This window comes from Cobetia sp. AM6 (assembly GCF_009617955.1).
Classification (GTDB): Bacteria; Pseudomonadota; Gammaproteobacteria; order Pseudomonadales; family Halomonadaceae; genus Cobetia; species Cobetia amphilecti.
Map to the genome: position 1 here is coordinate 513,041 of NZ_AP021868.1, position 23,982 is coordinate 537,022.

Here is a 23,982-nt window from a genome sequence, read left to right on the forward strand (position 1 = left end):
GACCCGGCAAGCCAAGAGACCCGGCAAGCCAAGAGACCGCTAGACCGAGAGCTCGAGAATCTGGCCGTCGCGGCGAGTGGCGGCCGCGAATCATCGCTGATGGGGAACGCGAATCGCGCCTGACCTCAGGCCGATGGTGCTGGTGAAGAGAGACCTGTGTGGCCGCTGGGCGTGGAAAAGGCCCCGGGAAATTCTCCCAGATCATTGTCCCTATTTTTGGTGTGGTCAATTGTCGCAGGTCTTGACCTTTTTCGAGGATGTTGTTCCTGACGCCGCGGTCGAGTTCATTCCTTGTCTGACTCAAGTCACACAATGGGGGCGGGAAACCGGATTTTTGTGCAAAATTGGTAACCAGAGAGTTTCTGAGGTGTGTTTATTTGTGTATTTTTTATGATGGAAGGCTGGGCGTCATCTGGCAGAAAGGTGGTGAGTCCGCGTAAATGAATGACGGAAAATGACACTCATCAGGCCATTTGGTTCGGCATTGATCATGAGAATGGCATGCCAAGGTTGCGAAAAAGTGTCCCCTGTTGATCGGGAATGCCAGCATCATGTGAGACGCATCATGGTGCATTTACCTGTCAGGTAATGATCGATAATGATGCATGTTTTCTCGTCAATGAACGCCGGCCTCATACAAGTATCATGTCGGGAAAATGCCTCTCTCGCCCGGGTTGGGGGAGTACTTCAGCAACTTTTGAAAGGCTTATCGGTACAATTTTTGGCATTTAATTTCAATTGGTGGCTGTTTATTGGGGTTTTGTTGCGCAGTATCGTGTGGCGGTAGTGGTTGCTTCGACGCCACCTGGTGCGCCGATGGCGAGGACATCTGTGGGGATGCACTGAATTGTGACGCGACAAGGTCGTGATTCTCACGGGCATCATCAAGCAGGGCAGGGGGGCTGGCATCGCGGAGAAGGCCGGTGAATGACGAGCTGTCTGGCCCTGCAAGGCATGCACTGTCGCGACATCATTGCCGTGAGTGTCGGCTTCCCCCTCCGATCCCGCTGCTTTAACCTCCCTCGAGCGTGAGAGAACTCATGCCGCTCAAGGCATGATTGGCGCGCACCGGATGGCCGAAGTCATCCGCATGTGGCCCCTGGTGCGTCATCCTGCCCCGTAGTCAGCCCCCCTGTCTTTTCTCTATCCTGTGCCCGCCTGCGGGAAATCTTCTGATTTCGTTCGAAAGATCGACGGCTTCCTGTTGGTCATTTCTTCGAACGCTGTGTTCCACATGTGGGCTCGTCATGACGCCATGGCGTGTTCCAACGAGGTCGTGAGATGAGAAAAAGCCTAATGCGGGGGGCTCTGCGGGGACTCCCTATCCTCGCGGGATTATTGATGCTGTCCGGCTGTGACGCCGTACTCTTCGATCCCAAGGGGCCTATCGGTGAATCCGAAAAGTCGCTGATCCTGACTGCTACCTACCTGATGCTCGTGGTTGTTATCCCGGTCATCTTCATGACGCTGTGGTTCGCCTGGCGCTATCGCGATACCAAGCAGAGCAAGGCGACCTACACGCCCAACTGGGCGCATTCCACCAAGATCGAGATCGTGGTCTGGGGCATTCCGTGCCTGATCATCCTCGCTCTGGGCATCCTGACCTGGAAGAGCACGCACGAGCTGGACCCGCGTGCCGAGATCGTCGACGGCGGTGAGCCGATCGAGGTGCAGGTCGTGTCCATGGACTGGAAGTGGTTGTTCATCTATCCGGAGCAGGGCATCGCGACGGTCAATGAACTGGCCATGCCGGTGGATCGTCAGGTTCGCTTCCACATCACATCCGACACGGTGATGAACTCGTTCTTCGTCCCGCAGCTCGGTAGCCAGATCTATGCAATGGCGGGGATGGAAAACCGTCTGCACCTGATCGGCAGTGAAGTGGGTACCTACGACGGTATCTCTGCCAGCTATAGCGGCGCCGGCTTCGCCGACATGCACTTCAAGGCGCATGTCATGAGCGAAGGCGACTTCGACGCCTGGATCGAGAAGGCACGCGGCAGCAGCAAGGTGCTGGATGACGCTGGTCTTGCCGCTCTCAAGGAGCCGAGCGAGGACGTCGCCCCGACCTTCTATGGTCAGGTCAAGCCGAACCTGTATGAGCAGATCATGGCGCCCTACATGGACGGCATGGAGCTGGGCATGAGCGATGATCAGATGCGCCACATGAAGAAGGGTGGAATGCATCACGACAGCGCCGAAGACGGCATGTCCGATCATGACGCTTCTGGTCACGCTGAATCTGCGATGGCAACCGAGGAATAAGCAATGCTTGGAAAACTCACATTAGAGGCGATTCCGTATCACGAGCCGATCATCATGATCGTGCTTGCGGCGGTAATCCTCGGTGGTGCAGCCCTTGTCGGCTTCATCACGGTAAAGAAAAAGTGGGCCTACCTGTGGAATGAGTGGTTCACCTCTGTCGATCACAAGAAGATCGGCATGATGTACATCATCGTCGCGTTGGTGATGCTGATCCGTGGTTTCTCCGATGCGATCATGATGCGTTCCCAGCAGATGCTGGCGTCCAGTGGTGGTCAGGGCTATCTGCCCCCGGATCACTACGACCAGATCTTCACTGCCCACGGCGTGATCATGATCTTCTTCGTGGCGATGCCGCTGGTCATCGGTCTGATCAACGTTGTCGTGCCGCTGCAGATCGGCGCACGTGACGTGGCCTTCCCGTTCCTGAACTCGCTCAGCTTCTGGCTGTTCGTGGTCGGCGCGCTGCTGGTCAACATCTCTCTGGGTCTGGGTGAGTTCGCCAAGACTGGCTGGCTGGCCTATCCGCCGTTGTCGGGGGCCAATTACAGCCCCGGGGTCGGGGTGGATTACTGGATCTGGTCATTGCAGATCTCCGGTGTCGGTACCCTGCTGACAGGTGTCAACTTCATCGCCACCATCCTCAAGATGCGTGCGCCGGGCATGTCCCTGATGAAGATGCCGGTCTTCACCTGGACCGCACTGTGCGCCAACGTCCTGATCGTCGCGGCCTTCCCGATTCTGACCGCTACCATCGCGATGCTGACGCTCGATCGCTACCTCGACTTCCACTTCTTCACCAATGACCTTGGTGGAAACATGATGATGTACGTCAACCTCATCTGGGCCTGGGGCCATCCTGAGGTGTACATCCTGGTGCTGCCGGTCTTCGGTGTGTTCTCCGAAGTCATCGCCACCTTCTCCAAGAAGAAGCTGTTCGGTTACACCTCGCTGGTGTGGGCGACTCTCGTCATCACCGTCCTGTCGTTCATCGTCTGGCTGCACCACTACTTCACCATGGGTGCCGGCGCTGACGTGAACGCCTTCTTCGGTATCGCGACGATGATCATCTCGATCCCGACAGGTGTGAAGATCTTCAACTGGCTGTTCACCATGTACCGCGGTCGCGTCGAAATGACCTCTCCGGTACTGTGGACCCTGGGCTTCATCGTCACCTTCACCATCGGTGGCATGACCGGCGTTCTGCTGGCCGTTCCGGGCGCCAACTACGTACTGCACAACTCGCTGTTCCTGATCGCCCACTTCCACAACGTCATCATCGGCGGCGTGGTCTTCGGTGCGATGGCCGGTATCACCTACTGGTTCCCGAAAGCGACCGGCTTCATGCTGTGCGAGAAGTGGGGCAAGCGTTCCTTCTGGTTCTGGATCACTGGCTTCTACCTCGCCTTCATGCCGCTGTACATCCTCGGCTTCATGGGCATGACCCGTCGTCTGCAGCACGTCGACAACCCGCTGTGGGTGCCGTACCTGGTCGTCGCCTTCATCGGTGCTGTCCTGATCCTGATCGGTATCGCGTGCACCGTGATCCAGATCGCGGTCAGCATCAAGAACCGCAAGCAGCTGCAGGACACCACTGGCGATATCTGGGGCGGTCGTACCCTGGAGTGGAGCACCACTTCACCGGCACCGTTCTACAACTTCGCTCACGAGCCGCAGGTTTCCGAGCTCGACGAGTTCTGGGAAATGAAGGAACGTGGCATCGAGCAGGAGGCCAAGAAGCCTTATGCGCCGATCCACATGCCGCGCAACGCCGCTGCTGGCGTCATCATCTCCGCCTTCAGCCTGGTGTTCGGTTTCGCACTGATCTGGCACATCTGGTGGATGGCCGTGGTCGGGCTGGTCGGCATGATCGCTACCTTCATCGTGCGCTCCTTCAACTACGACATCGACTACTACGTGTCCGTCGAGGAAGTGGAGCGTGTCGAGCGTGAGGGTCGCGAGCGTCGCGCCCTGCCCAGCGCCCGCACACCTAACGACACAGTGGTTCAGGGGTAATCATGGCGAATAATGCAATGACATCTCACGATGGGGCGCATGACGCCCATGACGATCACGAGCATCACGATACCAACGGCCTGAAGGTCTTCGGTTTCTGGCTCTATCTGCTGAGCGACTGCATCCTGTTCGCGATGCTGTTCGCGGTCTACGTGGTACTGAGCCAGGCGTATGCCGGTGGCCCGACGGGCGCCGAGATCTTCGAGCTGAACTTCGTGCTGGTCGAGACCGCGCTGCTGCTGGCCTCGAGCTTCACCTACGGCCTGGCGATGCTGGGCATGAACCGCGGAGACAGCTCCGCGGTGATCAAGTGGCTGATGATCACCTTCGCCTGTGGCGCAGGCTTCATCGCGATGGAAATCTATGAGTTCTACCACCTGATCGTGAACGGCCAGGGTCCGGACAAGTCCGCGTTCCTGTCTGCCTTCTTCACCCTGGTCGGCACCCACGGTCTGCACGTGACCGTCGGTCTGATCTGGATGGCGCTGCTGATCTTCCAGGTCAAGAAGAAAGGTCTGACGGAAGTGCATCGCGGTCGTCTGATGATGCTCAGCCTGTTCTGGCACTTCCTGGACGTCATCTGGATCTGCGTCTTCACCGTCGTCTATCTCACAGGAGTGATGCTATGAGCCATTCCAACAACGACCACAACGACAATCACGGCAGCGTCAAGCAGTACGTGACCGGTCTGATTCTCTCCATCATCCTGACCATCATCCCGTTCGGGATGGTGATGATGATGGATGATCCGGGTGTCGGCGTGATCTGGGCCATCTACGGTTTCGCCATCGCTCAGGTCTTCGTGCAGCTGTACTTCTTCCTGCACCTGGACGGCTCCAAGGAGCAGAGCTGGAATGTCATGGCCATGCTGTTCACCGTGGTGATCGTGGCAATCGTCGTTGGTGGTTCCATATGGATCATGATCGAGCTGAATCAGAACATGATGCCCATCTGATAGCGTGAGCCTGATGATCAAGGACTACCTGCGTACCACCAAGCCGGGCATTATCTTCGGCAACCTGATCACCGTCAGCGGCGGCTTCTTTCTCGCTTCCGGTGGTGAGGTGGATTGGGCGCTGTTCATCGCCACCCTGGTCGGGGTGGCGTTGATCGTGGCCTCAGGCTGTGTGTTCAACAACTGCATCGATCGCGATATCGACCGCCACATGGCACGTACCCAGGGCCGTGCTCTGGTGCAGGGCGACATCTCGCTGAAGGGGGCCTTCGTCTTCGGCAGCGTGCTGGGCCTTGCAGGCTTCTGGCTTCTGGCCGCGATGACCAATCTCATGGCGATGATCGCCGTGGGGCTGGGCTTCGTGATCTATGTCGGGGCCTACAGCATGTGGCTCAAGCGTGGCTCGGTGTATGGCACCCTCATCGGCTCACTGTCCGGCGCTGCGCCGCCAGTGGTCGGCTACCTGGCCGTCACCGGTCAGGCGGACATGGGGGCGCTGCTGCTGTTGATCATCTTCAGCATGTGGCAGATGCCGCATTCCTATGCGATTGCCATGTTTCGTGTCGATGACTATCGGGCCGCCAATATTCCGGTACTCCCGGTAGCGCGAGGCATGGAGCATGCCAAGCGTGTAGTGACGGGGTACATTGCCGGCTTCATCCCGGTGTCGCTGTTGCTGACACTGTGGGGATATACCGGCATCTGGTATCTGGTAGTCGCGACCGTCACGGGTGGCTGGTGGCTGTATCTGGCCGCCTGGCGCCTCAAGGATCAGCCTGATGCCTCCTGGGCACGCAAGCTGTTCGGCTTCTCCATCATCATCGTCATGGCGCTCAGCCTGATGATGAGCCTGGACACGCAGCTGTAATCCAGCCGTAGTACCTCTCGGGTGACCCGCCATCGGCGTGTTGCCCGAGTGAAAGCCAAAAAAACCCGCCACCGGCTTGCCGGTGGCGGGTTTTTTCTTGCCTGTCTTTCAGAGTCTCAGGTTTCGAGGACTCAAGGACTCAAGCCCTCAGGCCAGCTGCAGATGCGGCTCCTGCTGTCCCTTGAGCGCTTCCTGCATGCGCTCGGCATACCAGTCGACGAAGTCGACGACACCGAACTCGAAGGTCGCCGAGTAGGGGCCGGGCTGATAGGCGCTGGAGTTGACGCCGCGCTGGTTCTCTTCCACCAGCTGACGGTCCTGATCATTGGTGGCGTCCCACACCTTGCGCAGCTTCGCCAGGTCGTAGTCGACACCTTCCACCGCGTCCTTGTGCACCAGCCATTTGGTGGTCACGCGGGTCTTGAGGGGGCCGATCGGGTCGACCTGGAAGACCACGGCATGATCGCCCATGAAGTGGTTCCAGGAGTTGGGCAGGTTGAGGATGCGCAGCGAGCCCATGTCGGGGCTTTGCAGGCGACCCAGCAGCTTCTTGCACGCCGGGGTGCCGTCCGTGGTCATCGAGACGGTGCCTTCCAGCAGCGGCGTGCGCGTCATGCGATTGCGGCGACCGAAGCGCACCAGTTGATAGGGCACCTTCTCGGCATCCCAGTCGGCCTGCTTCTTGGCGACCAGCGCCTTGTAGGCCTCGGTGGCACGCGGGTCATCGGTGTCATCGAATTCCTGCAGGGTGTTGAGCAGCTCCGGGTGGGAGCCATCGCAGTGATAGCACTCGCGATTGTTCTCGATCACCAGCTTCCAGTTGCCTTCCTCGATGATGGAGGAGCTGGCCGCGACCTTGACGTTCTCCATGTCGTAGGGCTTGAGGTAGAACTCCAGCGTCTTGAAGAACGGCTCGCAGTTCTCGGGCTGCTCGGCGAGGTTGATGAACAGCATGCCGCCGGCTGAGCGCACGTGGACGGGGTGCAGGCCGTATTCACTGGTATCGAAGGTGGTACCCATGTCGGAACCGGCGAACAGCAGGCGGCCATCCAGCTCATAGGTCCACTTGTGATAGCCGCACACCAGCTTGGCGACCTTGCCACGCTCGGTGCTGCACAGGCGGGACCCGCGATGGCGACAGACGTTATGGAAGGCATGGATGGCCCCGTTGTCACCGCGCACGATGATGATCGGACTGTTGCCTACATCCATGGTCATGAAGTTGCCCTTGAGCGGGATCTCGCTGCTGAGACCGGCAAACAGCCACTCGCGCTCGAAGATCTCCTTCATGTCGAGATCGAACAGGCGCTGATCATTGTAGAAGGGCTGGGGCAGGGTGTAGCCGGGACTGCGGGCCTCTAGAAGCCGCGCGGCGGCCTCGCGTACCGCCTGACGCTGCTGATCCTGAGCGTGTTCCAGTAAGTCGCTCATCGCGGTGTCCTCGCACGGTCGGTAGGCGCCGGGAGCAGGGTCGCCTTGGGTTGAGTGAGTGTGCTGATCATTGTTGTTGTGAAGCCGGGACAGAGGGAACGAGTGAACAGACCATTGCCGGGCAGCACCGCGGGGCTACATCGGGGCCCCATGAGGGAGTGCCAATGCATCGCGCGGTGCGTCATCCCGTCCTGGTCGGTTCGGGTGTCGAGGGCGGCGCAGGCAGAGTGCCGCTCGCTCGACAGGATAGTCAGCGTGGAAGTTCAGGCAGTCCGCATGACATCTGAGTGGCATTGCCACGCATGGATCGCAGTGTGGCTGAGGTCAAGTCACGACTTATGTCTGATGGCGACGCTCAATGATGTATTTCCGACGCCGGTCGTCTGCGCAGGGGCTTTGAGGCACAGGCAGGCGTAGCGATGAGGCGGCGGCAGGGCGCTGCGGGGGCGGGATTGGAGTGATCGGGCATGTTTCTGTCGTGCACGGATAAATGCTTGCCGGGCGCTGACTCGACAATCCTGAGCATGTCCCACCGTTGGCCGCGCACGCAGCGCAGGGTGGCCTGACACTGTCTCTTCAAGAACATGTCTCCAAGAACAACATGCCCAGCGAGGCCTTCATGAGCACCACTCTCAGCAACTTCAATCCAGTTACGACGCAGACCTGGACCAACGGTCGACATAGCGTGCGCTGCGTGAAGGTCATTCAGGAAACCTGGGACGTTCGCACCTTCTGTTTCATGGCCGAACAGCCGGTGATGTTCTTCTTCAAGCCGGGGCAGTTCGTGACCCTGGAGCTCGAGATCGATGCCCAGCAGATCATGCGCTCCTACACCATCTCCAGCTCACCGTCGGTGCCCTACAGCTTCTCGATCACCGTCAAGCGCGTGCCGGGCGGGCTGGTCTCCAACTGGCTGCACGACAACCTCAATGAAGGCGATGTGCTGGCGGTGCACGGCCCGGTCGGCAACTTCAACTGCATCGACTACCCGGCGGAACGCATTCTGATGCTGTCCGGTGGCGTGGGCATCACGCCCTTGATGTCGATGGCGCGCTGGTACTTCGATACCAATGCCAATGTGGACATCTCCTTCGTGCACAGTGCGCGCAGCCCGCGCGACATCATCTTCTGGCGTCAGCTCGAGTTCATGGATTCCCGCGTGCCGGAGTTCAACATGCACGTCATCTGTGAACGCTTCGAGACCGGCCAGACCTGGTCCGGCTATCGCGGCTATCTCACCGATGCGATGCTCGAGATGATCGCGCCGGACTTCATGGAGCGCGAGATCTTCTGCTGTGGCCCCACGCCCTACATGAATGCGGTCAAGCATCTGCTGCGCAGCCACGGCTTCGACATGAGCCGCTATCACGAGGAATCCTTCGGTGCCACGCCGGTCGATGTCGAGGAAGAGGCCATCGAGCAGGCCGAACAGGCCGAGGTGCTGGCCGATGAGCTGGACCGCTCCGATCTCACGCGGGTCGAGTTCTCCGCCACCGGCAAGTCGGTGCAGATCGCCCCGGGCGAGACCGTCCACGCCGCCGCCGCCAAGCTCGGCCTGCATATTCCCAAGGCCTGCGGCATGGGCATCTGCGGCACCTGCCGGGTGCAGAAGGTCTCGGGCGAGGTCGAGATGGAACACAACGGCGGCATCACCGATGAAGACGTCGCCGAAGGCTTCATCCTGTCCTGCTGCAGTGTGCCCAATGGCGATGTGGTGATCGATTACTGAGGATCTGAGGTTCTAGTGGAGAGCGTCTTTTCACCACAAGATGAAGTTGGTGACAGTCCCCGGCGAGGTGAATGAATCTCGCGCAAGTGATAGGCGGAAAGTCGTAGACGATGTCGCATACAGGGAGGCCGGTGACGCTGTCAGTCATCTGTCGGGACATGGGTCGGTTAGCGTGGGGGTACAACAAGTAAAACTGGCTAATGGAGCAATGTCTCATGACTCGTGATGTCGATGCACCGCAACGCCCCTCCCTGCCCATGGCCAGCTTGCCTATCCTGGCAACGCTGGCCGTGTTGGCCCTGCAACTGTTTGTCTTCGGTGAATTCACTCCGCACGTACCGCTGATCTGTGGCGTCGCGATGACGGCGCTGGTCGGCTGGAAGCTGGGCCACGGCTGGTCGGCGATGGAAGAGGGCATGATGCGCATCGTGCGTGTCGGCCTGCCTTCCATCGCGATCCTGATTCTGGTCGGCATGACGGTCGGGGTTTGGATCGCCTCCGGCAGCGTGCCGATGATCATCTACTACGGACTCAAGCTGGTCTCGCCGGAATACTTCCTGGCGGCGGCCATGCTGCTGTGCGCGGTGGTCTCGGTAGCGCTGGGTACCAGCTGGGGCACCGTGGGCACGGTGGGGCTTGCGCTGATGGGCATCGGGGCCGGCTTCGGCATTCCGCCGTGGTGGACCGCCGGTGCGGTGGTGTCCGGCGCCTTCTTCGGTGACAAGGTCTCGCCGCTGTCGGATACCACCAATCTGGCGCCGGCGGTGACGGGTGTGAATCTGTTCGCGCACATCCGCAACATGATGCCGACCACCATTCCCGCCATGCTGATCGCACTGGTGATCTACCTGATCGCCGGCAACCTGCTCGCCGCCGGTCAGGTGCTGGATCTCGAGCGCATCACCGCCATCACCGAAGGGCTTTCCGGACACTTCACCTTCAATCTGTGGGTGCTGATGCCGCCGCTGCTGGTGATGACACTGGCCGTTGCGCGCATGCCGGCACTCCCGGCGCTGTTCGTCGGGGTGCTGGCCGGGGCGGTCGTGGCATTCGGCGTACAGGGCGAGGCGGTCAAGGCACTGTTCGGCTATATGCAGGGCGGCTACGCCTTGAGCACCGGCGTGAGCGAGATCGACAGCCTGCTCAATCGCGGCGGCATCATGTCGATGGCCTGGGTCATCCTGCTGGTGATGATCGCACTGGCCTTCGGGGGCTTGCTGGAAATCATCGGCTGTCTGGAGGCGCTGTGTGCCGCGGTGCTGGTCAAGGTGCGCGGTATCTTCGGTCTGCAGGTCGCGGCCAGTTCCACGGCGGCGCTGACCAATGTCATCGCGGGCGACCCCTACCTCTCCATCGCTCTGCCGGGGCGCATGTACGCGCCGATCTATCGCGGTGAGGGATACTCGACGCTCAATCTGTCGCGCTCACTGGAAGAGGGTGGCACGCTGATCTCACCGCTGATTCCCTGGAATGCCGGTGGTGCGGTGGTGGTCAGTTCACTGGGGCTGATGGCCGGTGGCGCGGGCATGGAGGGGCTGCTGTACATTCCGCTGGCCTTCGCCTGCTGGCTGTCACCGTTGCTGGGGCTGCTCTACACCCTGCTTGGACGCTTCATCATTCGGGCCGATGATGATGAGCGCGCCGAATGGCAAGCCAGGGGACATGCCGTGACAACGCTGGCCCAGCTGCGTCAGCAGCAGGCCGAGGGCCTGGCGGGACTGCCAGCCGCCACGCCCGAGGTGCGCTGACAGTCTGCTCGGCATGAGTGCTCTAAGACTTCATGCTCAGGTTCATGAGCAAGTCGACTCGCGCAGGAAGACGGCACAAACCATCTGGAGGTGCAGACGACTTCGGGGCTACCCTTCAGATGTTGCCACGTGAATGAGCGCATGCAGTGCAGGGGGCTCTGCGGGAAGTCCCGCCAGGCCATGCCAGGGTTTGCCCTGGTGCCATAAGCACAAGGCCCCGTTGGGCTGCATGCCACCTTCAGCTGCGGGTCGAGAGCGGAGAGCGTTCACGTCAGGTCCACGACTGCCACTCCAGTCACGGGTTTGGTCAAAAGGGCAATGATGACACAGGGGAACAGTGCGCCACCTCCAGGCCGGGAGCGGGTGCCAGCAGGACTACAAGGCTGATCGTCGCAACAGGAAGCGCCGTGCTGCTCAATATCGGGATGGTGCAATACCGTCTTCTTCACGGCACGGCAGTTTCCGCAGGAAGGTGTCACACGACCACGCAAGCTCAGGCTCGCGTGGTTTTTTTGTGCCTGTCATTCACTGCGGAAATGCTCGGGCAGCCGCAGTCTGCTCAGCCCAGTGTCGCCCCCATCGCCGCCAGCAGCATGGGCAGATAGAGGAAGGCGGCGAGCGTCGAGCAGAATACCAGCGTAGCGACGTACTCCGGCTCACGCCCGGCCTTCTGGGCGAACATGTAGTTGTAGACCGCCACCGGCATGGCCATCTGCATGGTCAACACATGCAGCGCCAGCGGGGGCAGGTCCAGCAGGGTGCCGATCCCCCAGGCACACAGGGCGGCAAAGGGAATGCGCAGGACACTGAAGCCCACGCCCGCCGCCAGATTCCTGACGCGAATGCTGGCCAGCGACACGCCCAGGGTGATCAGCATCAGCGGCACGGTGAAGCCGGAGATCAACTCCAGGCTGTTGGCGACGAAGCGCGGCATGTGCACATCGCAGAGCAGCATGAGGGTGGCGACGATGCTGGCCCAGATGGTCGGCGAGCGCACCACGCTGCGCAGCGGGTTGCCGCTGGTGCTGGCAAGCCAGGCGCCGAGGGTGAACTGCAGCAGCGACATGGTGACCATGATGGTGATGGCGTAGGCGAAGCCGGCCTGACCGAAGGCGTAGAGCGAGACCGGCAGGCCCATGTTGCCGACGTTGGAGAACAGCAACGGCGCCACCGCGACCTTCCAGGGCTTGCCGATCAGGCGCGCGAAGGGCCAGCTCAGCGCCAGCAGCAGAGCCATCACGGACAGCGTCGCCAGGCCCGTACGCAGGAAGCTCGAGTTGTCGATCTCGGCGCTACCCAGCGCATTGAGGATCAGCGCCGGCGTGCCGATGTAGAGCACCAGCCGGGTGACGAAGGCCATCGGGTAGTCGTTGCCCAGCCTGACCCAGAAGAAGCCGATGGCGGCGCCACACAGTACCGGTGCCATCACCGCCAGCAATTCCATCAGCATATTCTCAACTCCCTTCCTCAGGCGCGCGCTTGCATGGATCAGTCGTCATCCGGCGCCTGATCGCACGATATCGGTGTCTAGCATACCTGCCCGCAGGGGCTTCGGTGTAGCGCCAGTGGCGGGCAGCCACTATTCGCAGCAGCTCTGCGCGGGCCGTCGAGATGTCGCTTTTGCCTGCCGATGTCGCATTCGCGCTGCGGGGTGACGCTGACAAGCAGTTTGCCGCAGGGGGGCAGGGCTAGTATCGGGTCAAGACAGCCACCCATGGCCTTGGCGCCGGCTGACTCGACAGGATTTGAGCGAACAGACGAACACTGATCACCCTTCATCGATCCACTCCAACAACAACGATCCGCTTACCGGAGGCGCGCAATGTCTCAGCAACATGGCTACACCCGTGATGACCGACTGGCCAGACTCGACCCTGCACTGGCCGAGGCCATCCTCGAAGAGACAGCGCGTCAGGAAGCGCATATCGAGCTGATCGCCTCCGAGAACTATGCAAGCCCGCTGGTGATGGAGGCTCAGGGCAGTCAGCTGACCAACAAGTACGCCGAAGGCTATCCCGGCAAGCGCTACTACGGCGGCTGCGAATTCGTCGACAAGGTCGAGACGCTGGCCATCGAGCGCGCCTGTGCGTTGTTCGGCTGTGACTACGCCAACGTGCAGCCGCACTCCGGCGCCCAGGCCAACGCGGCCGTGTTCATGGCACTCGTCTCGCCGGGCGACACCATCCTCGGCATGAGCCTGGCGCATGGTGGCCACCTGACCCACGGCGCGGCGCCCAACTTCTCCGGCAAGCACTACAACGCCATCCAATACGGCCTGACCGAGAGCGGCGAGCTGGACTACGAGGAAATGGAACGTCTGGCGCGCGAGCACAAGCCGAAGATGATCATCGCCGGCTTCTCCGCCTACTCGCGGGTGGTCAACTGGCGTCGCTTCCGCGATATCGCCGACGAGATCGGCGCCTGGCTGATGGTCGACATGGCCCACGTGGCCGGTCTGGTCGCGGCGGGTCACTACCCGAGCCCGCTGCCCTACGCCCATGTCGTCACCACCACCACGCACAAGACGCTGCGCGGCCCGCGCGGTGGCCTGATTCTCTCCGCCACCGGTGATGAAGCGCTGCACAAGAAGCTCAATGGCGCCGTCTTCCCCGGCCAGCAGGGCGGCCCGCTGATGCACGTCATCGCCGCCAAGGCCGCGGCCTTCAAGGAAGCGATGAGCCAGGACTTCGTCAGCTATCAGGCCCGCGTGATCGCCAATGCCCGCGTGATGGCCGAGGTCTTCATGGCGCGCGGCTATGACGTGGTCTCCGGCGGTACCGATGACCACCTGTTCCTCGTCTCGCTGATCCGTCAGGGCGTGACCGGCAAGGACGCGGATGCCTCACTGGGCCGCGCCCATATCACCGTCAACAAGAACAGCGTGCCGAATGACCCGCAGAGTCCCTTCGTGACATCCGGGCTGCGCATCGGCACTCCGGCCGCCACCACGCGCGGCTTCGGCGAGGCGGAATGCGAGGCACTGGCCGGCTGGATCTGTGATCTGCTCGACGCGCTGTCCACCGGCGAGAGCGCCAAGGTGGAAGCCGAGGTGCGCGGCAAGGTCGAGGAAGTCTGTGCCCGCTTCCCGGTCTATGCATCGAACAGCGTGACCGACCCCGCCGCGCTTGCCTGAACAAGGCGCTGGCGAGAGACAACGATAACAACGACACATGCCGCAAGCGCAGAGACATCACTCGGGTGACAACAACAGACATCACTCGGGCGAGAGCACCGGACAGCGCTTGCGGTGGCAAAGATGTGAGGAGGGTGGCAAATGCAGCGTTACTCGGGATTCGGGCTGGTCAAGCATGCGCTCAGCCACCATGAGAACTGGCAGAAGGTCTGGCGTAGTCCAGAACCCAAGAAGGAATACGACGTCGTCATCGTCGGTGGCGGCGGGCATGGTCTGGCCACGGCCTACTATCTGGCCAAGGAGCACGGCATCACCAATGTCGCGGTGATCGAGAAGGGCTGGTTGGGCGGCGGCAATACCGCGCGCAACACCACCCTGGTGCGCTCCAACTATCTGTGGGATGAGGCGGCGGCGCTCTACGAGCACTCCATGAAGCTGTGGGAAGGCCTGTCCCAGGATCTCAACTACAACGTGATGTTCTCCCAGCGTGGCGTGCTCAACCTGGGCCACACCCTGCAGGACATGCGTGACATCCAGCGGCGCGTGAATGCCAACCGTCTGCAGGGCATCGATGGCGAAGTGCTGGATGCTCAGCAGGTGCAGGAACTGGTGCCGGCGATGGACTGCTCGAGCCGCGCACGCTACCCGATTCTCGGCGCCTCCTGGCAGCCGCGCGGTGGCGTGGCACGTCACGACGCCGTGGCCTGGGGCTTCGCGCGCGGTGCCGACAGCCTCGGCGTCGACCTGATCCAGCAGACCGAAGTCACTGGCTTCCGCAAGCAGGATGGCGCCATCGTCGGGGTGGAAACCTCACGCGGCTTCATCGGTGCCAAGCGTGTCGGCGTGGTCACCGCCGGCAACTCCGGGGTGATGGCCGAGAAGGCCGGCTTCCGCCTGCCGCTGGAATCCCACCCGCTGCAGGCGCTGGTCTCCGAGCCGCTCAAGCCGATTCTCGACACCGTGGTGATGTCCAACCACGTCCACGGTTATGTCAGCCAGTCGGACAAGGGCGACCTGGTCATCGGTGCCGGCATCGACGGCTACGTGGGCTACGGCCAGCGTGGCAGCTACCCGACCATCGAGCACACCCTGCAGGCCATCGTCGAGATGTTCCCGATCTTCTCGCGGGTACGCATGAACCGTCAGTGGGGCGGCATCGTCGACACCTGCCCGGACGCCTGTCCGATCATTTCCAAGACGCCCGTGAAGGGGCTCTATTTCAACTGCGGTTGGGGGACCGGTGGCTTCAAGGCCACGCCGGGGTCCGGCAACGTCTTTGCCTGGACACTGGCCAAGGGGCGCACCCATCCGCTGGCAGAACCCTTCTCCTATGACCGTTTCAACACGGGCAAGCTGATCGACGAACACGGCGCCGCTGGCGTCGCGCACTGAACCTGCCGTCAGGAGACGACCGACCATGATGCATATCTTCTGTCCCTACTGCGGCGAGCTGCGCGAGGAAGAGGAATTCCACGTCAAGGGCCAGGCGCATATCGAGCGCCCGAAGGACCCCGAAGCCTGCTCCGATGCCGAGTGGGGGGATTATCTGTTCTTCCGCAACAACCCGCGTGGCGTCCACCACGAGCTGTGGATTCACGCCGTGGGCTGTCGCAAGTATTTCAACATCACCCGCCACACCGTGACCTACGAGATTCTCGAGACCTATCGCATGGGCGAGCAGCCCACCATCACCGGTGAGACGAAAGCCGATCCGACTACGCAAGCCAAGGGGGTGAGCGCATGAGCCAGCAAGACAACCAGACCGCCGCTGCCCCGCGCCGTCTCGCCTCGGGTGGACGCATCGATCGCGCCACGCCGCTGACCTTCACCTTCAATGGCAAGCGCTATCAGGGCCTGGCAGGCGATACCCTCGCCTCGGCACTGATGGCCAACGGCCTCGACGTGCTCAACGCCAGCTTCAAGTATGCGCGTCCGCGCGGTCTGGTCGCCGCCGGTGCCGAAGAGCCCAACGCCATCCTGCAGCTGGGCAGCACCGAAGCCGGCCAGGTGCCCAACGTGCGTGCCACCCAGCAGGCGCTCTACGACGGCCTGGAAGCCCACGCCGTCAGCGGCTGGGTCAAGGCGCAGAAGGACCTGATGAGCCGCTTCCTGCCGCAGGTCGGCAAGCTGGGCGGCAAGTTCATGCCGCCGGGCTTCTACTACAAGACCTTCATGGCGCCGGCCTCGTTGTGGATGACCTACGAGAAGTACATCCGCAAGGCCGCCGGTCTCGGGCGTTCTCCGCTCGAGGAGGACCCGGACATCTACGATCACCTGCATCAGCACACCGATGTGCTGGTGATCGGCTCCGGCCCGGCGGGCCTGATGGCGGCGCTGGTCGCGGCCCGCAGCGGCGCGCGCGTCATCCTGTGTGATGAGCAGGAAGAGCTGGGTGGCTCGCTGCTCTCCATGTCGGCGGACTGTCTCGATCAGACCCTGGATGGCCAGCCTGCCATCGAATGGCGTGACGCGGTGCTTGCGGAACTCGAAGCCTGCGAGGATGTGCAGCTGCTGCCGCGCACCACCGCCAACGGCTACCACGATCACAACTTCGTGACCCTGCACGAGCGCCGTACCGAGCATCAGGCTGACCTCGCGCCCTTGAATGCCCGCGGCGCCCAGCAGGCACGTTCACGTCTGCACCGCGTGCGTGCCCATCGCGTCATCATGGCCACCGGCGCCCACGAGCGGCCACTGGTCTACAGCCACAACGATGTGCCGGGCAACCTGCTGGCCGGTGCCGTCACCACCTATCTGACCCGTTACGGCGTCGCCGCCGGTGACAAGCTGGTGCTGTCGGTCAACAACGACCACGCCTATCGCGCGGCACTTGCCTGGGCGGCGGCCGGTCGTGAAGTGGTCGCGATCGCCGATGCGCGTCCGGACCCTGCCGGCGTGATGGTCGAGGCGGCGCGTGCCGCGGGCATTCGCATCATCGCCGGCGCCGCGGTGATCGAGGCCAAGGGCGAGCGTCGCGTGACAGGCGCACGCATCGCGGCCATCGATATCGATGCCTTCAGCGTGACGGGGGCAGTGGAAGAGCTCGCCTGCGACACCATCGCGAGCTCCGGCGGCTACAGCCCGGTGGTTCACCTGGCGGCGCACACCGGTGCGCGTCCGGTATGGAGCGACGAGATCCACGGCTTCCTGCCCGCGCTGGGCGCACCGATGCTCAAGGGCTTCGATGCCTGCGGCGCCGCCAATGGCAGCTTCGCGCTGGAAGATGTGCTGGTCGCGGCCTACGCCAGCGGTGTCGCCGCGGTGGAAGCCTGTGAGTTCGAGACCGCCCAGGCCGAGGTGCCTGCGGTCTCCGAACTTGCAGAAACGCCGATGCTGCCGCTCTATCAGGTGCCGCACGACAAGCCCACCGCTCGCGCGCCCAAGCAGTTCGTCGATCTGCAGAACGACGTCACCGCCGCCGGTATCGAGCTCGCCACCCGTGAAGGCTTCGAGTCCATCGAGCACGTCAAGCGCTACACCGCGATGGGCTTCGGCACCGACCAGGGCAAGCTGGGCAACATCAACGGCATGGCGGTCGCCGCGCGCTGTCTGGGGCAGACCATCCCCGACACCGGTACCACCGTGTTCCGCCCCAACTACACGCCGGTGACCTTCGGCGCCATCGTCGGCCGTCACTGCGGCGAGCTGTTCGACCCGATCCGCTACACCGCGATGCACGAATGGCACGTAGCGCAGGGCGCCAAGTTCGAGGATGTCGGCCAGTGGAAGCGCCCCTGGTACTACCCGCAGGGCAGTGAGGACATGCATGCCGCGGTGGAGCGCGAGTGTCTGGCGGTGCGCGAGAAGGTCGGCGTTCTGGACGCCTCGACCCTGGGCAAGATCGACATCACCGGTCGCGATGCGCGCGAATTCCTCAACCGCATCTACACCAATGCCTGGGCCAAGCTGGGCGTCGGCAAGGCGCGCTACGGCCTGATGTGTCACGACGACGGCATGGTGATGGACGACGGTGTCACCACCTGTCTGGCCGAAGACCACTTCCTGATGACCACCACCACCGGTGGCGCGGCCTCGATCCTGGAATGGCTGGAACTGTGGCACCAGACCGAATGGCCGGAACTGGACGTGCAGATGACCAGCGTCACCGATCATTGGGCAACCCTGACCGTCACCGGCCCCGAGGCGCGTGCGCTGGTCGGCGAGCTGACCGACATCGACCTTGATCGCGACAGCTTCAAGTTCATGGAAGTGCGTGAAGGACTGATTGCCGACATTCCCGGGCGCATCTTCCGCATCTCCTTCACCGGCGAGCTGTCCTACGAGCTCAACGTGCCGGCCAACTACGGGCTGCATGTCTGGAAGCGCCTGTTCGAGTGCGGCAAGAAGTACGGCCTCACGCCCTACGGCACCGAGACCATGCACGTGCTGCGCGCCGAGAAGGGCTTCATCATCGTCGGTCAGGACACCGATGGCTCGATCACCCCGGAAGATCTCGGCATGCAGTGGTGCGTCGGCTACAACAAGCCGTATTCCTGGATCGGCAAGCGTGCGCTGTCGCGTCCGGATACCCGTCGCGATGACCGCAAGCAGATGGTCGGCCTGATTCCGACGCGCAAGAAGGCCGGCGATGAGCGCATCGTGCTGCCGGAAGGCTCGCAGATCGTCTTCGACCCCGAGCATGCCATCCCGATGCCGATGGTCGGCCACGTGACCTCCAGCTACTACAGCCCGACGCTGGGACATGGCTTCGCGCTGGCGGTGGTCAAGGGCGGTGCCAAGCGCATCGGCGAGACGGTGTTCCTGCCGCAGGCCGATGGCACGACGCTGGAAGCCGAAATCACCTCACCGGTGTTCTACGACAAGAAAGGGGAGCGCCAGCATGTCTGATGCCACCACACTCGACCCGCAAGCGGGTGCCGCCGTCGATGCGCAGCCGCAGGACATGACAAGTTCTCAGACGTCGGTGATCGACCAGCGCCCGACGCCCGAGGTCCACGCTCAGTGCGCCCGTTCGCCGCTGGCGCATCTGTTCACGGCCCGCGATGACGGCGATGCCGGCATCGTGCTGCAGGAAAAGGCGTTTCTCGGTCACCTGACGCTGCGCGGTGACCCCGCGCAGCCGGGCTTCGCCGAGGGTGTCGAGGCGGCGCTGGGTCTGGCGCTGCCGTTGACGCCGGCGACCCTCCACCAGAATGAGGGCGGTCGCTCGATCCAGTGGCTGTCACCGGATGAGTGGCTGATCCTGGTGCCCGGCGAGGAAGCCTTCACTGTCGAGAAGGCGCTGCATGAGGCGTTGGCCGGCCGCTATCAGGTGGTCAACGTCAGCGGTGGTCAGACCGTCATCTCGCTGAGTGGCGACCAGGCGCGTCAGGTGCTGATGAAGTCGACGCCCACCGATGTGCACCCGCGTGCCTTCCCGGTCGGACGTGGCGTGCCGGCGGTGTTCGCCAAGGCGACACTGGTGCTGCGCCGCGTCAGCGAGAGCGAATTCGAGCTGGTGGTGCGCAGAAGCTTCGCCGATTACCTCGGCCGCTGGCTGCTGGATGCCAGCGAGGAATTCGGGGTCTGCATCAAGGGCTGATTCTGCGTCTGGAGAGAGAGGTCTGCGTCTGGAGATAGATCTGCGTCTGGAGAGAGGTCTGTCGCAGGCGCACGCAATGACCTGAATCGACTGCCAGGGGCCTTGCCCGGGCCAGGAGGCGGGCTTCAGAAATACTGAAGCCCGCCTCAATAATATTGGTTTGTCGCGCAGGGCCTCGGATGCAACCCTGACGTTGCTGCTTCCAACAATAGATAATCCTTACATGACAGGCACCTACGTATGCGTGATACCTGGATTCTGACCGCCCAATGTCCCAGCCGCATCGGCACGGTGGACGTCGTGACACGCTACCTGCGCGAGCAGGGCTGCTATATCACCGAGCTCAATTCCTTCGATGACCGCCTGTCGGGGCGCTTCTTCATCCGGGCCGAATTTCGTCCGCAGACCGAGGCCGGCACCCTCGATGACGGCTTCGATGCCGCGAGTTTCGAGCAGGGCCTGGGTACGCGTGCCGCCGACTTCGAGATGGACGTCAGCCTGAGTGCGCCGGATGAGCGCATGAAGGTGGTCATCATGGTCTCGCGCTCGGACCACTGCCTGAACGACCTGCTCTATCGGCATCGCATCGGCCAGCTGCCGATGGACATCACCGCCGTCATCTCCAACCATCCGGACATGGCACCGCTGGCCGAGTGGCATGGCCTGCCGTATCACCACCTGCCGATCACCGCCGAGACCAAGGCCGAGCAGGAGGCTCGGGTATGGCAGATCGTGCAGGACACCGGGGCTGAGCTGGTGATTCTGGCGCGCTACATGCAGGTGCTGTCGAGCGACATGTGCGAGAAGCTCTCGGGGCGGGCGATCAACATCCACCACTCGCTGCTGCCGGGCTTCAAGGGTGCGCGCCCCTATCACCAGGCCTACGAGAAGGGCGTCAAGCTGGTCGGTGCCACCGCGCACTACATCAATGATGATCTCGATGAAGGGCCGATCATCACCCAGGGCGTCGAGACGGTGGATCACGCCCACTATCCCGAAGACCTGATCGCCAAGGGCCGTGATATCGAGTGCCTGACCCTGTCGCGCGGCGTGCGTTATCACCTCGAGCGTCGCGTTTTCCTGCATGACAAGCGCACGGTGGTGTTCGGTAACTGAGCCCGGGCTGCGTCCGTCAGTTCACTCAGTTCATGCAGTTCACGAGCTCCACAACGTCCACCAACGACGAAGCCCGCGACCTTTCGGTGGCGGGCTTCGTCGTTCCTGCGTGTGCGTATGCGCGTCAGCTTCTGCGCAGGCTCCACAGGAAGTAGCTGCCGCCGATCAGCGAGGCCATCAGGCCGGCGGGAATCTCGTAGGGCGACAGCAGCTGGCGGCCCAGCCAGTCGGCCAGCACCATCAACAGCGCGCCGCACAGCACCGCGCCGAGCATGTGCTCGCGGGCGCGGCTCAGGCCCAGCAGGCGCGCCAGATGCGGGGCCAGCAGGCCGACGAAGGACAGCGGGCCGACGATCAGGGTCGCCAGCGCGGTGAGCACCGCCACCGCGCCCAGCAGCACCAGGCGGGCGCGGGTCACGCCGATGCCCAGCGCACTGGCGCTCGCCATGCCCAGTGGCAGGATGTCCAGCCAGCGCGCCAGCGGACGCACCAGCAGGACCGCGATGATCGCCAGCGCGAGCACGCCGACCGCCGCGGAGAGACCCACGTAATAGGTGGAGCCGGACAGCCAGGCCAGAATCTGCTGACCGCGCGGGTCGCCATCGGCAAGGATGATGCCGCGCACCGCATCGTAGAGCGCCGTGATCGCCACCCCGCACAGCAGCACGCGTTCGGGAATGAAGCCACTGCGATGATTGAGCATCACCAGCAGCGCCAGACAGGCCAGCGCCCCGCAGATGCCTGCGCCCAGCAGGGTCAGCTGCCCCGGTGACGGGACCAGCAGCAGTGTCAGCATCAGGGCGATGGCGGTGCCGCCGCTGATGCCGAGAATCTCGGGGCTGGCCATCGGGTTGCTGGTCAGACGCTGCAACAGGGTGCCGGCCAGGGCCAGCAGTACGCCGGCGCCTGCCGCCGCCAGTACCCGTGGCAGGCGGAAGTCCAGCACGCTGGTCTGGCCGGCCATCAGCTGTTGGAGCATGTCACTGCCCAGGGTCCAGCCATCGGCGCCATTGCCGACCAGCAGGGCCAGCATCAGGGCCACGCAGACCCCGGCCAGCAGCCAGCCGAGCAGGCGGTCGGGGCGGGGGTGACGATGCGTCAGTGACATGCCGTGATGACTGGCGGGGCCAGCCCCCTGCGCCATCTTGAGGCGCGGAATCAGCCACAGCAGCAGCGGCGCGCCGAGGGCCGCCGTCATCGCGCCGGTTGGAATCAGGTTGGGCAGCAGGCCATCGAGACTGGCGACCACCTGGTCCGTCACCGCCAGCAGTAGCGCCCCGAACAATGGTGCCCACAGCAGGCGCTGGCCCAGGCGGCGCGCGCCCATCAGACGCACGCACGCTGGCGCGGCCAGGCCGATGAAGCCGATGATGCCCAGCACGCTGACCACGCAGGCGCTCAGAAATACCGCCAGTCCCAGACTCATCAGGCGCAGCTTGCGCAGCGAGACGCCAAGGCTTCTGGCATTGGCCTCGTCGAGGTCCAGTACTGCCAGCGGACGCATCAGCACCAGTGCCAGCAACATGCCCGGCAGCAGACGGGAGAGCAGCGTGATCACGCCATCCCAGCTGTTCTGGGCCAGCGAACCTGCGCCCCATACCAGGGTGCCGTGCAGGGCCTCCTGATTGAACAGCAACAGCACCATGCCCAGCGCGCCGATGTAGAGATTGACCACCAGCCCTGCCAGTACCACCACGGTCGGTGACATGCCTCGCGCCCAGGCCAGCGCGAATACCAGCCCCATGGCGGCCAGGCCACCGGCCAGCGCGACCCATTCACGGCCCAGCTGGAAGCCGTCTCCCCCAAGACCCGTGCCGGCCATCAGTGCCGGGGCGAACAGCGTCGCCAGCATCATCGCCAGACTCGCGCCACTGGCGACGCCGAGAGTGGTGGGCGCAGCCAGTGGATTGCGCAGCACCTGCTGCATCAGCACGCCCGCCATGCCCAGCGCGCCACCGGCCAGCAGCGCGCAGACCAGACGCGGCCACCAGCTGACATGGGCCACCAGCTGCGCGGAGAGCAGCGCGCTGTCTGCCTGGCCGAGACTGGCCGCAGCGCTGAAGTCGGGCGATGCCCACAGTGCGGTCAGGCCCTGCATCAGGCTCAGGCCTTCACGGTTGAGCGCGAGGCTGCCGAGTACCACAAGGGCCAGGGCCAACAGGCTGCAGGCCCGGCCCGGCGAGAGATGCAGCGGTCGCCGGCCTGATGCGGGGCGGGTGCTCATGGCCTGCTCAGTGGTTGCCATCGGTGGTCTCCCCCTCAAGTGTCGCCTCATCATCAATCAGATGGCTGGCAAGCAGTGCGGCGAAACGATTGGCCGAGGGCAGGGCGCCGAAGCTCCAGACCGGCGGCAGGAACAGCGGCGCCGAGGCCTGACTGTTCTCGCGCACGCCGGGCATGGCCTGCCACAGACCGTTATGCGCCAGTGCCTGGTGTCCGCCGGGCGGCAGCGGCTCCACCACCACCATGCGGCCCTTCAGCGTCACCAGCTTCTCGAGACTGACGGTGGCGAAGCCCCAGGCGTTGGTGTCCCCTTGCCAGGCGTTGGCGATGCCCATGCGCTCGATCACGGCCTGGAACAGGCTGTTGTCGCCGAAGATGCGCACATGGCGGTCATCCATGAATTGCACCATCAACAGCGGCAGGGGCGATTGACCCTTGCGTGCCGCCTGCTGGCGCAGCGCGGCGTTGTAACCGGCGAGGCGAGCGGTGCTCAGGCGGATCAGCTGTTCGGCCTGGGGCTCGCGCTGCGTCAGCTTGCCCAGCTGGCGGGTCGCCTTGACCAGTGTCTGCCAGGTGTCGGCGTCCGGGGTATAGATGGCGATGCTGGTGACCGGCGCGATGGCCGACAGGCGCGGCGCGAGGCTGGACAGCATCGGGCTGATCAGGATATCGGCGGGGGCGAGGGCGGCCAGCTGCTCCAGGTTCGGCTGGGTGCGCAGGCCGAGATCCCGCGTGCCCTGCGGCAGCGCCGGTTGATCCACCCAGCTTGCGTAGGTCGCGACCTGACCCACACCCATGGCGCGTACCCCGATTCCGGTCAGGGTCTCGGCCAGGGTCCAGTCCAGTGCCACGATGGGGCGATCGACGAAGCCGGCCGGTGGCCGGACTGTCTCGTCCGTCGTGGCAGCGCTGGCGGCCCCCACCGCCAGCAGGCTCAGACTGATCAGTGCCAACAGCCA

Annotated in this window: 17 protein-coding genes; 13 read left to right on the forward strand and 4 right to left on the reverse strand. The window is 63.2% G+C overall.

Translation table 11 applies throughout. The annotated features are described in order from the left end of the window. Positions 1-1,296: 1,296 nt before the first annotated feature. From cyoA to cyoE, 5 genes are read left to right on the forward strand one after another with little or no spacing between them, the layout of a single operon-like run. Positions 1,297-2,265, forward strand: a complete 969-nt coding sequence (cyoA, locus tag CLAM6_RS02310) for a ubiquinol oxidase subunit II (RefSeq protein ID WP_084589337.1) — start codon at positions 1,297-1,299, stop codon at positions 2,263-2,265. Positions 2,266-2,268: 3 nt separating this feature from the next. Beyond that, entirely contained in the window at positions 2,269-4,278 is a 2,010-nt protein-coding gene (gene cyoB / locus CLAM6_RS02315; protein ID WP_052384476.1) for a cytochrome o ubiquinol oxidase subunit I, read from the forward strand. A gap of 17 nt (positions 4,279-4,295) precedes the next feature. Then, a complete protein-coding gene (cyoC, locus tag CLAM6_RS02320) occupies positions 4,296-4,907 on the forward strand; it encodes a cytochrome o ubiquinol oxidase subunit III (RefSeq protein WP_378080002.1) in 612 nt (203 codons plus the stop codon). After that, a complete protein-coding gene (cyoD, locus tag CLAM6_RS02325; protein ID WP_043333144.1) occupies positions 4,904-5,233 on the forward strand; it encodes a cytochrome o ubiquinol oxidase subunit IV in 330 nt (109 codons plus the stop codon). Before cyoC ends, cyoD begins: the two co-directional genes overlap by 4 nt. A 13-nt stretch (positions 5,234-5,246) precedes the next feature. After that, the gene (cyoE, locus tag CLAM6_RS02330; protein ID WP_043333143.1) at positions 5,247-6,101 is read left to right on the forward strand and encodes a heme o synthase; all 855 of its coding nucleotides are present in this window, start codon (positions 5,247-5,249) and stop codon (positions 6,099-6,101) included. Between the two features lie 147 nt (positions 6,102-6,248). Here cyoE and CLAM6_RS02335 read toward each other — a convergent pair whose 3' ends face one another. Then, complete coding sequence (locus CLAM6_RS02335; RefSeq protein ID WP_043333142.1) at positions 6,249-7,532, reverse strand: aromatic ring-hydroxylating oxygenase subunit alpha; 1,284 nt, start codon at positions 7,530-7,532, stop codon at positions 6,249-6,251. A gap of 619 nt (positions 7,533-8,151) precedes the next feature. Here CLAM6_RS02335 and CLAM6_RS02340 point away from each other — a divergent pair. Both CLAM6_RS02340 and nhaC read left to right on the forward strand, forming a co-directional pair. Further along, positions 8,152-9,261 carry a hybrid-cluster NAD(P)-dependent oxidoreductase gene (locus CLAM6_RS02340; protein ID WP_043333184.1) on the forward strand — a complete coding sequence of 370 codons (1,110 nt, stop codon included), beginning with the start codon at positions 8,152-8,154 and terminating at the stop codon, positions 9,259-9,261. 215 nt (positions 9,262-9,476) lie between these two features. After that, on the forward strand, positions 9,477-11,009 hold the full coding sequence (nhaC, locus tag CLAM6_RS02345; protein ID WP_052384475.1) for a Na+/H+ antiporter NhaC: 1,533 nt from the start codon (positions 9,477-9,479) through the stop codon (positions 11,007-11,009). A 559-nt stretch (positions 11,010-11,568) separates the two neighbouring features. Here nhaC and CLAM6_RS02350 read toward each other — a convergent pair. Then, entirely contained in the window at positions 11,569-12,459 is an 891-nt protein-coding gene (locus CLAM6_RS02350; protein WP_043333141.1) for an AEC family transporter, read from the reverse strand. A gap of 372 nt (positions 12,460-12,831) precedes the next feature. Between CLAM6_RS02350 and glyA the strand changes: the two genes are divergently transcribed. From glyA to purU, 6 genes are all read left to right on the forward strand, one after another. Then, on the forward strand, positions 12,832-14,142 hold the full coding sequence (glyA, locus tag CLAM6_RS02355) for a serine hydroxymethyltransferase (protein WP_043333140.1): 1,311 nt from the start codon (positions 12,832-12,834) through the stop codon (positions 14,140-14,142). Positions 14,143-14,283: 141 nt separating this feature from the next. Further along, on the forward strand, positions 14,284-15,534 hold the full coding sequence (locus tag CLAM6_RS02360; protein ID WP_043333139.1) for a sarcosine oxidase subunit beta family protein: 1,251 nt from the start codon (positions 14,284-14,286) through the stop codon (positions 15,532-15,534). 25 nt (positions 15,535-15,559) lie between these two features. Further along, the gene (locus CLAM6_RS02365) at positions 15,560-15,886 is read left to right on the forward strand and encodes a sarcosine oxidase subunit delta (protein WP_043333138.1); all 327 of its coding nucleotides are present in this window, start codon (positions 15,560-15,562) and stop codon (positions 15,884-15,886) included. After that, positions 15,883-18,990 carry a sarcosine oxidase subunit alpha family protein gene (locus CLAM6_RS02370; RefSeq protein ID WP_043333137.1) on the forward strand — a complete coding sequence of 1,036 codons (3,108 nt, stop codon included), beginning with the start codon at positions 15,883-15,885 and terminating at the stop codon, positions 18,988-18,990. The genes CLAM6_RS02365 and CLAM6_RS02370 overlap by 4 nt, the downstream gene beginning before the upstream one ends. Further along, positions 18,983-19,684, forward strand: coding sequence for a sarcosine oxidase subunit gamma (locus CLAM6_RS02375; protein ID WP_225347500.1), 702 nt, complete (start codon positions 18,983-18,985; stop codon positions 19,682-19,684). The genes CLAM6_RS02370 and CLAM6_RS02375 overlap by 8 nt, the downstream gene beginning before the upstream one ends. Positions 19,685-19,924: 240 nt before the next feature. Further along, positions 19,925-20,800: a formyltetrahydrofolate deformylase gene (purU, locus tag CLAM6_RS02380; RefSeq protein ID WP_043333136.1), complete on the forward strand. Its 876-nt coding sequence runs from the start codon at positions 19,925-19,927 to the stop codon at positions 20,798-20,800. 124 nt (positions 20,801-20,924) lie between these two features. Here purU and fhuB read toward each other — a convergent pair whose 3' ends face one another. Continuing rightward, positions 20,925-23,045 (reverse strand): Fe(3+)-hydroxamate ABC transporter permease FhuB, encoded by a 2,121-nt coding sequence (gene fhuB / locus CLAM6_RS02385; RefSeq protein WP_225347501.1) that lies wholly within the window; start codon positions 23,043-23,045, stop codon positions 20,925-20,927. Beyond that, a complete protein-coding gene (locus CLAM6_RS02390; protein ID WP_225347502.1) occupies positions 23,032-23,976 on the reverse strand; it encodes an ABC transporter substrate-binding protein in 945 nt (314 codons plus the stop codon). The genes fhuB and CLAM6_RS02390 overlap by 14 nt, the downstream gene beginning before the upstream one ends. Between the last annotated feature and the right edge of the window lie 6 nt (positions 23,977-23,982).

Excerpts from the sequence above, each read along its gene's own strand:
- cyoA (WP_084589337.1), top strand. The coding sequence starts at position 1,297 with ATGCGGGGGGCTCTGCGGGGACTCCCTATCCTCGCGGGATTATTGATG.
- cyoB (WP_052384476.1), top strand. The coding sequence starts at position 2,269 with ATGCTTGGAAAACTCACATTAGAGGCGATTCCGTATCACGAGCCGATC.
- cyoC (WP_378080002.1), top strand. The coding sequence starts at position 4,296 with ATGACATCTCACGATGGGGCGCATGACGCCCATGACGATCACGAGCAT.
- cyoD (WP_043333144.1), top strand. The coding sequence starts at position 4,904 with ATGAGCCATTCCAACAACGACCACAACGACAATCACGGCAGCGTCAAG.
- cyoE (WP_043333143.1), top strand. The coding sequence starts at position 5,247 with ATGATCAAGGACTACCTGCGTACCACCAAGCCGGGCATTATCTTCGGC.
- CLAM6_RS02335 (WP_043333142.1), bottom strand. The coding sequence starts at position 7,532 with ATGAGCGACTTACTGGAACACGCTCAGGATCAGCAGCGTCAGGCGGTA.
- CLAM6_RS02340 (WP_043333184.1), top strand. The coding sequence starts at position 8,152 with ATGAGCACCACTCTCAGCAACTTCAATCCAGTTACGACGCAGACCTGG.
- nhaC (WP_052384475.1), top strand. The coding sequence starts at position 9,477 with ATGACTCGTGATGTCGATGCACCGCAACGCCCCTCCCTGCCCATGGCC.
- CLAM6_RS02350 (WP_043333141.1), bottom strand. The coding sequence starts at position 12,459 with ATGCTGATGGAATTGCTGGCGGTGATGGCACCGGTACTGTGTGGCGCC.
- glyA (WP_043333140.1), top strand. The coding sequence starts at position 12,832 with ATGTCTCAGCAACATGGCTACACCCGTGATGACCGACTGGCCAGACTC.
- CLAM6_RS02360 (WP_043333139.1), top strand. The coding sequence starts at position 14,284 with ATGCAGCGTTACTCGGGATTCGGGCTGGTCAAGCATGCGCTCAGCCAC.
- CLAM6_RS02365 (WP_043333138.1), top strand. The coding sequence starts at position 15,560 with ATGATGCATATCTTCTGTCCCTACTGCGGCGAGCTGCGCGAGGAAGAG.
- CLAM6_RS02370 (WP_043333137.1), top strand. The coding sequence starts at position 15,883 with ATGAGCCAGCAAGACAACCAGACCGCCGCTGCCCCGCGCCGTCTCGCC.
- CLAM6_RS02375 (WP_225347500.1), top strand. The coding sequence starts at position 18,983 with ATGTCTGATGCCACCACACTCGACCCGCAAGCGGGTGCCGCCGTCGAT.
- purU (WP_043333136.1), top strand. The coding sequence starts at position 19,925 with ATGCGTGATACCTGGATTCTGACCGCCCAATGTCCCAGCCGCATCGGC.
- fhuB (WP_225347501.1), bottom strand. The coding sequence starts at position 23,045 with ATGGCAACCACTGAGCAGGCCATGAGCACCCGCCCCGCATCAGGCCGG.